The following is a 10,342-nucleotide window of genomic DNA, read 5'->3' as shown; positions in this document are numbered from 1 at the left end:
GGGCCGGGGTGGTGGGCCTGGCCAGCGCCCTGTGGCTGCAACGCCTGAACTGGAAGGTGACCCTGCTCGACCGCCAGCCGCCGGGCAGTGGCACCTCCTTCGGCAATGCCTGTACCTTCGCCACCTATGCGGTGGAGCCAGTGGCCACCCCCGGCATCTGGCGCAAGGCCCCGGGCATGCTGTTGCGCCCTGACAGTCCACTGGCGATTCGTCCCGGCTACCTGCCGCGAATCGCTCCGTGGCTGTGGCGTTTTCTCGCCAGCTCACGCGAACACCGGGTCGATGCCATCAGCCAGGACCTGCACAGCCTGCTCAAACCCTGCATGGGTTCATGGCAGACCCTGTTCGACGAGGCAGGGGCCAATGACCTGGTGCGCCACGACGGTTCGTTGTACATCTTCGAAGACCATGAACGCCGGAGCGCCATTGACATGCTGGCCTACCATCAGCGCTTCGACGTACCGATGCGACTGCTGGAGGGGCCGGAGTTGCGGGCCCTGGAACCCGCGCTCAACGCCCGCGCGGCGCTGGCCCTGGAACTGCCGGACGTCAGCCGCACCCTCGATCCCTATGCACTGAGCCTGCGTTTGCTGCGGCGCTTCAGCGAGCAGGGTGGTGAGTTTCGCCAGGGTGAGTTGCAGGGCGTGCAGCGCAGCACCCAGCACAGTGAACGGCTCACCGCCCGCTTGAGCAGCGGCGAGTCGTTGCAGGCCGAGCGCCTGGTACTGTGCACTGGCGCCTGGTCCCGCAGCCTGGCGCAGACCCTGGGTGATGAGATCCCGCTGGACACCGAACGCGGCTATCACGTGCTCTTCGACCAGTCAGGGGCCTTGCTCAAGCGCCCGGTGTGCTGGGCTGCCGGCGGTTTCTACATGACGCCAATGGCCCAGGGCCTGCGAGTGGCGGGCACCGTTGAGTTCGCTGGTCTCGAAGCTGCGCCGGACCCGCGGCGCTACCGTTACCTGGCCAAGGCTGCGCGGCGTTTTCTCACCCTGCACCACGAGCCTGCCTCGCAGTGGATGGGCTTTCGTCCGTCGCTGCCGGACAGCAAGCCGGTGCTCGGCCAGTCGCGGCTGCTGCCCCAGGTGCACTACAACTTCGGCCATGGGCATGTGGGGCTGACCCTGGCTGCAATCACCGGGCAACTGGTGGCGGAGCAGGCCAGTGGATTGGCGCCGAGCGTGAGTATGCAAGCGTTTCTGGCGGGGCGTTTCAGATAGCCACGCAGGATATTGCTGCGGTGTGCATGGGAGTAGGGAAACGGTCATTTTCGTCTGCTACAACGGCTTCTTCCCTCGACAGAGTTGCATGCTCCGGTAGCCGGAATGGTCCCCGGGCATGTTCTGCAGCCATGGATGCGCCCGTATGCGAAATGCACTTCTGCTGACCTCCTTGTTCCTGTGTGCCGGCGCAACTCATGCCGAAGACCCCGCCTCGGTGCTCGGGCATGGCTTCGTCTCCCTGAGCTGCGTCGACCTCAAGGACCCCGACAGCAAGGCCACCTGCGGCGCCCGGGCATTGTCCAATGGCACGGGCTGCCATGGCCTGTCCAGCCAGGGCATGCGCGACAAATGCCTGGATGAAGCGCTGTACCCGCAAAGCAGCTCGACCCGTAGTCACATAGCCAGGGCCAAGCCGCCGGCGCCTGTCGCGGCGGTTGTCGCCAAGCCTTACCTGCAGCCTGCGGCGCCAGCCCTGCCGGAGCGCGAAGTGCAAAGGCTGGAACAGGTGCTGGGGGTCGATAACGCCCAGCCTTGAGCCGGTTTCGAGCTTGCTCCGGTCTTGCAGTCAGCGTCCGCACAAGGCCGCACTCGCGTCGCTACACAAAATTTTGTGCGTGTCAGCGCCAGCCTATATGCTCCCTGGCCCCAAGGCAGCAGTGACCTGTTGCAGGTCCTGGCGCCCACGCCATTCGCAATGGAACTGACGATGCACCACCCACTTTCGATGCCGCTGTGGCGGCCGCACCTGAGCGCCTTGTTGCTTGGCGGTCTGTTGCTTATGGGTGGGTGCAAGACTTTGTCGCCCGCGCCCGACACGCCGGAGTCAAGAGCGGCGAGTTTGCGCAGCAGCTTCCTCGCCAGTTTCAACCATGTCTTGGGCCAGGGCGTGCGTCGAGTCAATCTCGATGGCTGGGTCGGCGGCGTGTCGTTGCGCACCGTGATCAATCGTCAGAACCAGGTGGTCAGCTGTATCGCCGAGGCACTCCCCGAGTACCCGCTGGAACGTTTTCCGGACAATCGCCAGTTGGTGTCACTGATGGAAAAGCTGTGTTGGGATACGGTGTTTCCCCGTGTGGAACCAATGCTGTTCGCCAGCGTTTCCGGGGCGGTGATGGAGGTCGTGGTTCCGTTGGTTTTCTCCCGTCCCGGAAAAATGCCGACAGAGGAGCAGAAGGTTCGCGAAACCGTGCGTGAGTACAACGCGCGCGAGGAGTACTTCTGGCAGCAGCTCTTCGTCGGGGCGACGCTCGACAGCATTGGCTCCGCACGGATTAGCGGGGCGGCCAACGCACAGGGGCAGGTGCAGCGTTGTCAGGTTGAGCTGACAGCAAACCCCATGAGACTTGCCGATTTCAAGCCAGACCCAGGTCTTGCGCAACGCCTGCAGAGCGCCTGTGCCAACCTGGATCTGCGGCAGATGCCTGGTTTCTTCATCGCCGAACCGATGGGTGGCCGGTTTCTGCTCGAGCTGGATTATTCGCCCTGGAAAGGCGGGCCGAAACAGCCTTGAGTGCGCGGCTCAGGCTGGCCCGCTGAAGACCCCGAGCCTGGCGACCCTGTATTTCACCGCACCTTGTTGTGCTCCGCCGCATGCATGCCGATATACGCCGTCAGATTCTCATCATCGATGCCCAGGGTGCGCAGGATCTGCGCCATGAAGCTCACCGGTGCGCTGCCCGGTGCGGTGATCACTCGCTGGTCCGCCACGGCATGGGGTACATCCTGATAGTGCGCGGCGCCGGCGTAGTTCACTGCCAGCAAGTTTTCCGCCGAGTTTGAGGTGTGTCGCACATGGTCCAGCACTCCGGCCTTGGCCAGCATCCGGGTGCCATCGCAGATGCCGGCGAGGACGATATTGCGCTCCCGCGCGGCGCGCAGCAGGGCGCTGATATCCGGGGCCTGGTCGCTCTGCCAGACAGTTCCGCCGCAGACCATCAACAGGTCGACCTCATCGAGGCGGATCTCTTCCAGGGCCAGATCCGGAGTCACGCGCATGCCGCCCATGGAGGTTACCGGAGCGCCTTTGGGCGCCGCGAAGCGGCAGTCGAAACCGTAGTAGGCGCGGGCCGTGGCGTTGATCAGGGCGGTTTCCCAGTCGGCGAAGCTCTCGCAGATGATAGTAATGGCGCGGGTCATGCAGGTGTCCTTCCTTGGCTGAGTGAGCGTTAAGGGCACGCAGGGTAACCCGATTTTCAGTGGATGAATGGAGCATTTTGCGGGGCGGCAAGGATATGCGGGTGCTACCCGATGGCAGGTTTCTTATGCCAACAAATGTGTTGCGTAGGATTGGTCCTTGGTGTCTGAGGATTTGTCTTCAGTGCTGCGTGCCCGGGCTGATAGGCGGCTGTGGTACGGCTTGCCTAAAATCGAGGTTTCGGGCCGACCCGTCACCAGCTGTCATCAGGAGACAGGGCGCCGGATCTCATGGGCATTCGGATAGGCGCAGTACTTTCATGAAGCGTAACGTTCTGCTCTTGGCAATTATCTTGTTGTCGGTATTTGTAGGGTCCCCAGTATTTGCTGGTGGGGAGTTCACCCCCGAGACATCGAGCATACAGTTGCCCGCCAGTATTTTCGTGAGCGCGGATGCCAGGAATGGCGATGTCATTGCTACCACGGCAGAGGTGGAGGCAACGATGAAGGACCCATGGCCACAACTGATTTTTTCAGAATTTATGCTCTACAAGCTTCAAAGCCCGACGCTGGCCCCTGGCTACAGCAATGTCTATCTGAGCAACGTGGCTGGAGTCGGATTCAGGTGGAATGCTAGATGGCGGTCGCGTGACAACCCGTTCGGAATCACCCAGTACCTGGTTGGCAATGGACAGTCGCCAGCAAGGCTCAAATGGGGCAGGGGCGACGTCTACAAGCAATCCATGTGGTTGGAAATCATAAAGATCGGTGACATCAAAGGCGGTGATCTGAGGGGTAGCGCAACAGTGACTGTGGCGTTCAACTGCATTCTTATCTGCAACTCCAAAGGCTGGACGGTCTACACGGGCAGTAAAAGTACGGTCACGGTGCAGGTACGGATACCCACCTGCAAGGTGTCTACCCCGCAGATTCCAGTATCGCTGGGCAGGATATCGAACACGGCCTTCAGCGGAGTGGGAAGTACCTCTGAAGCGGTTCCTTTCAAGATTGGCCTGTCATGTACGGGCGGGGATGCGGGGGCTTCGATCGGGGCCTATGTCACGCTGATGGATGTGAACAAGATGGACAATCAGGGCAGTACCTTATCGATCAGCTCTGCATCGACCGCTTCAGGAGTGGGGGTGCAGATCCTCAAGGGGGGGACGGTTCTCAAGTACGGCATGGGGACCATCAACCAATGGTGGGCGGGAAATATTTCGGGTGGCGTGTCGAGGTACGAAATTCCCCTCAGCGCGCGTTTTGTCCAGACCGCTTCGCGCATCACCCCGGGAACAGTCAATGGTATGGCAACCTTCACGATGAATTATCATTGATCGGCTTTGCGCTAAGGGATCTGGGCCGCCGCCGGGGCCTTTTCATTGCGGGGCGCGGGCCCGGATCTGGCCGGCCTGTGGCGGCCGTGATTGCCAATGAGGCGCCAGCCCTGTAGCGAGCGCTGGCTGTTCGTTTGCTTCTGCCCCGGGCCTGCTGCCGGGGGCGGCTTTTCAGCACGATACTTACCGGCTGACGGTTGATGGCAGCCTGATCTTCAGCCTGACCGATGATTTTGCCGAAGACGTGACCCTGGTTCACCGCATCCCCGCCGGACCTGCCGTGGAATACCCGCTATCGCGCCAGGGCACCAGCAGCGTCACCCTCAAGGGCGGCTGCATGCCCGTGAGCGAAGGCAATCTGGCAGTGGCACGGCTGTGCCATTTCCACTGGGGCAGCGTGCAGGTAGTCAAGGATGTGCGCTTCAGCTTCTAACCCCCTTTGCAGGCGTCGGCTTGCCGGCGAAGGCGTCCACCCAGGCGCCTCCTCAAATAATTTCTCCCTCGCCTATTTACATCAACGCCGCCATTCCCCATCATTCGCGCCGTCTAAGTTTCGCTGCTGACCAGACAATTCCAGCCACCAAAAGGGTGGTTGTTTTGTTGCGTCCAAGAAAAGCAGTTGAAAATGACCAAGACTCCTCTGAAAAGAATTCAGCACAAGCTCGCCCGTTCCGGGGTGGCCATCGAACGCCTGAATTCCAATTCGCTCTCTATCTCCTCGATCAATGACGCCGGGCTCAAGGTGGATTTGCTGCTGCCTGACAGCTTTGCCATCGAAGAGAAAGCCATCCTGCAACTGATGGATTTCGCCAAGGTGGCCCACCCCGATGGCGGCGAAGTGAAGTGCGCCTGCGCCACGCCGGACTTTCACACCGGCAGCCCGATTCCGGTGGGCAGTGTGATCGTCACCAGCCACGACATGGTGGTGCCGCAAGCGATTGGCACCGACATCAATTGCGGCATGCGCCTGCACAAGCTGGGGCTGAACTACGAGCAGTTCATGGCGCAGAAAGCCAAGTGGACCGCCCTGGTGCGCGGCGATCTGCTGGAAGGCACGCGCAACATTCCTACCAGTCCCTCCGCCATGAGCGCGCTGTTTCAAGCCGGGTTGGGGGACTTCTGGGCCCAGGTGCAGCAGCAGGACCCGATCGGGCTGTTTGCCGGGGCGGATTTCGCTCAGTTGCAGCGTGAGCTGTCGGGCCTGCATGAGTCGTCGTTCGCCCGAGGCAGCGCCGACTACGCGCCGGAAGCCTTGCAGGACCGCTCGCGGAAAATCCTCCGCGACCCGGGCCTGGGTTCCCTGGGCGGCGGCAATCACTTTGTCGAGATCCAGGTGGTCACCGAACTGGTGGATCGCCAGGCCTGCTTCGCCCAGGGCCTGTCCGTAGGGCAGGTGGTGATGATGATCCACACCGGCTCTCGGGACGTGGGCTTCTATGTGGGCCGGCGCTGGATGGACAAGGCCAAGGCCCTGTGGCCGGCGGGGATCAAGCATCCCGACTCGAAGATCTTCGCCCTGTTTGGCGAGATGGCGGATGAGTACCTGCTGGCCATGCACAGCGCGGCTCACTACGCCGACGCCAACCGTGCGCTGATCGCCGAGATGGTGCGCCAGCGCACCCGGCAGGTGTTCGGCGCGGGTATCGAGGCGCCGCTGATTGTCGATGTACCGCACAACATCGTGCTGCGCGAAGAGGGCGGCAATGTGCACCGCAAGGGCGCCACACCGGCCTACGCCGGGCAGCCCTTGCTGATTCCGGGGAGCATGGGGCATGACTCCTACCTGCTCACTGGGCTGGGCAATGAACGCTGGCTGCGCTCGGCCAGCCATGGCGCCGGGCGCTCCATGTCCCGCAGCGAGGTGGTGTTCAAGGCCAAGAAGGACAAGGCCTTTCTCGGCCTGCAGGGCGTGGAGTGCATCACCACCAAGGAGGAACGGATGATCGAGGAAGCACCGGGGGCCTATAAGGAAATTGGCCAGGTGATTCGCTCGCAGGTGGAGGAGGGGACGGTGTCGGTGATCGCCAGGTTTTCGCCGATTCTGACCTTCAAGGCGTAAGTACGGCGGGCCCTTGGGGGTGAGGGTTCATCCTCATGGCTAAGCGATGTCTTGGGTTGAAGCGATGCGTTCAAAGATGGTCTCGGTGGTAGGCATGAGCGCTCGCTTCAAGTCGGCTGTACCGGTCGTGGGCGCGCTGATTTCGGATTTGCCGTTCAGGGTGCTGGCCGATACATTGTCGCCCCCCGGCCACCGTTCGCTGGTAATGGGATGCGTTCAAGTCGTCTATGGAAGGGATGTCATCAGATCGTGAAACTGCTTAAAAAAGCTATTTGGTTTGTCTTGTGTATTGCCTCTGGGCTGACGATGGGCGCTGGCCTTTATCAATTCATGCTGCCTAAAGGTGATCCGGGCCTGGCGTTGATGCTGGTCTTGATTGCTTTTCTCTCCGGCTATTATCTGCGGCCGCAAAAGCCCAGGGCGCGGTAGCCACCATGGTGATTGCCTGTTTGCGGCCAAAGTCGGGTGCTCAATCATGAATCAAGATGAAAGTCTGAAGCACGATGCTGTAGCGCCATTTACAGGTGCCAGCCAGTGCTTCGTCGACAAGCAACCCCTTGTCGAACTACTTGCCGTGCTTGCTGAATGTGGCGAGCTGGTGTCCAGCTTCTTCAAGCCAGCCCCCTCAATCAAGGCGTGGGATGAGAGGCTGCGACTGACCGAGTTTCTGGAGCGTTTCAGCAACCTCGCCAGGTCGACGGCTATTGGGCCGGTTGAGCGTGAGTTCGGGCCCTTTTCCATACTGAATCGATATGAGTTCGAGGGCTCGTTGCTGGCGGTGGTGCTTCGGGGCGGCTGTCACCAGTCCACCCGTGGATTGTCCCTGGTCAATGCCCGGAAGGTGGTGTTCGACGCTCTGGATGCTGTGTTTCCGGCGCCGTTTTCCGAGCTTGTGGTGTACCGGTTCGATAGCCCCGATTGGTGTGAGTTAACCAGGGATTCGACGATTTCTTCTGCCTATGTTGCCTGCCAGGGGGCTCGGAATCTTTGGTGGGTGTTGTGCGTTGCTGATGTTGATTGATGCCTTGTGGGCGCCAGGCTTTTTATGTAGGAGCTGGCTTGCCAGCGAAGGCGGTATCGAGGGCGCCGGTGGATTTGGCGTTGTAGGTATTGGGTGCTGCGGTGTCATCCAGTCGTCTGCCATGACCACAACCTCTGTGGCGAGGGAGCTTGCTCCCGGTCGATCGGCCGGTGTTCCGGCGCGCAGCGGGTGTAAAACCAGAGTCCTCGATTTACTGGGTGTACATATCCGTTGCTGCGGGTGTGGCCACTTATGGTTTCGCTCTTACAGCGAGTCACTTTGGGGCCCCAAAGTAACCAAAAGGCTTTGCCCCTCCACTCGGTGCCTCGCCTAGGCTCGGCATTTCCTCACTCCGGCATTGATCCGTGGGCCGCCGCCCCAGACCATCCATGGCCTGGGGCGGCTAACCCGGCATCCCTGGCGGGTTACCCACGGATCAATGCCTGCGTTCGGCCATCGTGGTTAAGGGGGCAGGAAGATCAAAAGCCAAGGCAAAGAAAAGCCAAGCAAAACCATGGCTGTGTCTTGGGGTTACTGCTCCGGCAGTTGCAGCGCTTGTTGTTCCGCTACCTGCAATACATCGCAGCCGTCCTGCAACAACAGGGTCGCCACGCTGGAGAAGCGCTTCAGGTCGAGGTGGTCGGCGTTGCAGCTGGTCATGTTGCAGACGCTGTCCAGCATGTCCCGGGCAGCGCGGATGCGCAGGCCAGCGTAGGTCAGCAGCTCAAGCGACGGGGCTTGAGGGTTGATAAAGGCGACGGGGTGGTCGGTGGTGAAGGACGTGAAGGGTTGAAGATCGATAGCAGTGACGCTCCATGAAGGAGAACTCAGGTTTGCTCATGGAGACTCGGACGGCCAGATCCGCTCGCAGATTGCCGCGACGCAACGGAATGTTGGAGGTGTTGAGCATAGTCATCAGCCAATTGAGCGTGCTTTCCGCAAATACTGAAATGCCTGACATGGGGCGACGACTTTTTCTAATACTTCCTCAATCCTTGTTTCCGGAAAGTTTGCCATCCCCTCTGTTATCTCCTTTGTTCTCCATGGCACACTCTTGTACGGTTTCCGCTATTTAACACTTAATTCCGCTATAGCGGATTTTTTGAGGGCGGAGTTTCTTTGTTTAAAGCCTGCGTGTTTTCCAGACCATTGTTGGTTTCTGCGGCGGTACCGCTCAGAAACGGATGGCGAGCTGGATAGCGCTCTCGCGCATGGCCCCTAGATGGCCAACCTTCAACCAGGAGAACCTCTCATGAGCATCACCCGTTACGGCGCCGGCAGCACCGCAGGCGGTGGCCAGCCGCGTCCTTTCGCCCGCGCCGTCGAGGCCGATGGCTGGCTGCATGTGTCCGGCCAGGTTCCGGCCCTGGATGGCGAGATCATTCACGGCGGCATCGTGGAGCAGACGCACCAGACGATGCGCAATCTACTGGCCATTCTCGAAGAGGCCGGCTACGGCCTGGAGGATGTGGTGCGGGTCGGCGTGTGGCTGGAAGACCCGCGGGATTTCTGGAGTTTCAACAAGGTGTTCGGCGAGTATTTCAAGCCCGAACACGCGCCGGCCCGGGCCTGTGTGCAGGCCAGCATGATGGTGGACTGCAAGGTCGAGATCGATTGTGTGGCCTACAAGAAGAAGCCTTGATGGGGCGACCTGCCGGACTTGTCCCGGCGGTGTTGTGTAGGAGCTGGCTTGCCAGCGAAGGCGGCCGTGAGGGCGGCACAAGGCTTGAGGGCCTCTTCGCCGGCAAGCCGATTCCTACAGGTGGGGTGTTGGCCGTTGTCAGCTTTTTCGGGAAGACCAGATAGATGAGTGAAGACACCATCAAGCGGCGGGCCAAGGGCCTGGATCGGGCGTTCGATATTCTCGATTTCCTCAAGGAGATCGGCCAGCCGTTGCGGCCCAATGATATTGCCAAGGGCATTGGCAGTCCCAAGTCCACGGTCTATGAACTGGTGGCTTCCCTGCTGGAGCGACGGGTTCTGGAACCGGTGGGCAAGGACGGGCATGTGTACCTGGGCCGCCAGCTGTATTTTCTCGGGCAGGCCCATTTGCGCCATTTCGACCTGACCCGCGAGGCCGATCAAGCGTTGCAGGAAATCGTCAGCCAGACCCACGAAACCGCGCAGATGTGCCTGCTCAATGGGCGCAAATACACCGTGGCGCTGATGAAGGAGGGCGAGCGGCATTTCCGCATTTCCTCGGACATTGGCGAGAACGCACCGATCCCCTGGACCGCTTCCGGGCGGCTGTTGCTGGGGCATTTGAGCGATGAGCAGATTGCCCGGTTGATCGATGATCGGGATTTCGTGTTGCCCGATGGCCAGCGTCTGCCCCTTGAGACGTTTCTGAAGGAAATCCGTCAGGCCACCGAGGACGGCTTCTTTTCCTTCGACAGCGTGGCGGACACCTTTACCCATTGCTTCGCCGCCCCGGTACGGGATGAGCGCGGGGTGTGCATTTGTACCCTGTGTATCGTCGCGCCGCGGGTCGATGCGCAGAACAATTATCAGGAATACCGCCGGGTGCTGATCGACAGTGCCAGCCGCTTGGCTCGGCGGATCAACGATTAAG

General features: G+C 60.8%; 12 protein-coding genes. 10 read left to right on the top strand and 2 right to left on the bottom strand.

The features are described from left to right. The 3 genes from GV819_RS28600 to GV819_RS28590 form a co-directional block, all read left to right on the top strand. Positions 1–1,220 (top strand): NAD(P)/FAD-dependent oxidoreductase (locus GV819_RS28600; RefSeq protein WP_161759383.1); only part of this gene is annotated, 1,220 nt, incomplete at its 5' end. Positions 1,221–1,365: 145 nt separating this feature from the next. Continuing rightward, entirely contained in the window at positions 1,366–1,758 is a 393-nt protein-coding gene (locus tag GV819_RS28595; protein ID WP_161759382.1) for a hypothetical protein, read from the top strand. A gap of 171 nt (positions 1,759–1,929) precedes the next feature. Continuing rightward, on the top strand, positions 1,930–2,733 hold the full coding sequence (locus GV819_RS28590; RefSeq protein ID WP_161759381.1) for a hypothetical protein: 804 nt from the start codon (positions 1,930–1,932) through the stop codon (positions 2,731–2,733). A 53-nt stretch (positions 2,734–2,786) separates the two neighbouring features. Here the strand turns inward: GV819_RS28590 and GV819_RS28585 are convergent, their stop codons facing one another. Then, positions 2,787–3,359, bottom strand: a complete 573-nt coding sequence (locus GV819_RS28585; RefSeq protein ID WP_161759380.1) for a type 1 glutamine amidotransferase family protein — start codon at positions 3,357–3,359, stop codon at positions 2,787–2,789. Positions 3,360–3,676: 317 nt separating this feature from the next. On the opposite strand from GV819_RS28585, the gene GV819_RS28580 reads away from it, so the two are divergent. From GV819_RS28580 to GV819_RS28560, 5 genes are all read left to right on the top strand, one after another. Beyond that, entirely contained in the window at positions 3,677–4,690 is a 1,014-nt protein-coding gene (locus GV819_RS28580) for a fimbrial protein (RefSeq protein ID WP_161759379.1), read from the top strand. 244 nt (positions 4,691–4,934) lie between these two features. Next, positions 4,935–5,123 carry a hypothetical protein gene (locus GV819_RS28575; protein ID WP_161759378.1) on the top strand — a complete coding sequence of 63 codons (189 nt, stop codon included), beginning with the start codon at positions 4,935–4,937 and terminating at the stop codon, positions 5,121–5,123. Between the two features lie 192 nt (positions 5,124–5,315). Then, positions 5,316–6,749 (top strand): RtcB family protein, encoded by a 1,434-nt coding sequence (locus GV819_RS28570; RefSeq protein ID WP_161759377.1) that lies wholly within the window; start codon positions 5,316–5,318, stop codon positions 6,747–6,749. Between the two features lie 249 nt (positions 6,750–6,998). Further along, the gene (locus GV819_RS28565) at positions 6,999–7,178 is read left to right on the top strand and encodes a hypothetical protein (RefSeq protein ID WP_161759376.1); all 180 of its coding nucleotides are present in this window, start codon (positions 6,999–7,001) and stop codon (positions 7,176–7,178) included. Positions 7,179–7,224: 46 nt separating this feature from the next. Then, a complete protein-coding gene (locus GV819_RS28560) occupies positions 7,225–7,770 on the top strand; it encodes a hypothetical protein (protein ID WP_161759375.1) in 546 nt (181 codons plus the stop codon). 531 nt (positions 7,771–8,301) lie between these two features. Here the strand turns inward: GV819_RS28560 and GV819_RS33370 are convergent. Continuing rightward, positions 8,302–8,430, bottom strand: a complete 129-nt coding sequence (locus GV819_RS33370) for a hypothetical protein (protein WP_256667641.1) — start codon at positions 8,428–8,430, stop codon at positions 8,302–8,304. A gap of 592 nt (positions 8,431–9,022) precedes the next feature. Here GV819_RS33370 and GV819_RS28550 point away from each other — a divergent pair. After that, on the top strand, positions 9,023–9,412 hold the full coding sequence (locus GV819_RS28550) for a RidA family protein (RefSeq protein WP_161759374.1): 390 nt from the start codon (positions 9,023–9,025) through the stop codon (positions 9,410–9,412). Positions 9,413–9,576: 164 nt separating this feature from the next. Then, the gene (locus GV819_RS28545) at positions 9,577–10,341 is read left to right on the top strand and encodes an IclR family transcriptional regulator (RefSeq protein WP_161759373.1); all 765 of its coding nucleotides are present in this window, start codon (positions 9,577–9,579) and stop codon (positions 10,339–10,341) included. Position 10,342: the final 1 nt, after the last annotated feature.

Origin of the sequence: Pseudomonas sp. Fl5BN2, from assembly GCF_009908205.1 — a bacterium.
Taxonomy (GTDB): Bacteria; Pseudomonadota; Gammaproteobacteria; order Pseudomonadales; family Pseudomonadaceae; genus Aquipseudomonas.
This window is presented reverse-complemented; position numbering and strand designations above follow the sequence as displayed.

Coding starts and splice junctions, on each gene's coding strand:
- GV819_RS28590 (WP_161759381.1), top strand. CDS start 1,930: ATGCACCACCCACTTTCGATGCCGCTGTGGCGGCCGCACCTGAGCGCC.
- GV819_RS28545 (WP_161759373.1), top strand. CDS start 9,577: ATGAGTGAAGACACCATCAAGCGGCGGGCCAAGGGCCTGGATCGGGCG.
- GV819_RS28570 (WP_161759377.1), top strand. CDS start 5,316: ATGACCAAGACTCCTCTGAAAAGAATTCAGCACAAGCTCGCCCGTTCC.
- GV819_RS28560 (WP_161759375.1), top strand. CDS start 7,225: ATGAATCAAGATGAAAGTCTGAAGCACGATGCTGTAGCGCCATTTACA.
- GV819_RS28595 (WP_161759382.1), top strand. CDS start 1,366: ATGCGAAATGCACTTCTGCTGACCTCCTTGTTCCTGTGTGCCGGCGCA.
- GV819_RS28585 (WP_161759380.1), bottom strand. CDS start 3,359: ATGACCCGCGCCATTACTATCATCTGCGAGAGCTTCGCCGACTGGGAA.
- GV819_RS28550 (WP_161759374.1), top strand. CDS start 9,023: ATGAGCATCACCCGTTACGGCGCCGGCAGCACCGCAGGCGGTGGCCAG.
- GV819_RS33370 (WP_256667641.1), bottom strand. CDS start 8,430: ATGACCAGCTGCAACGCCGACCACCTCGACCTGAAGCGCTTCTCCAGC.
- GV819_RS28580 (WP_161759379.1), top strand. CDS start 3,677: ATGAAGCGTAACGTTCTGCTCTTGGCAATTATCTTGTTGTCGGTATTT.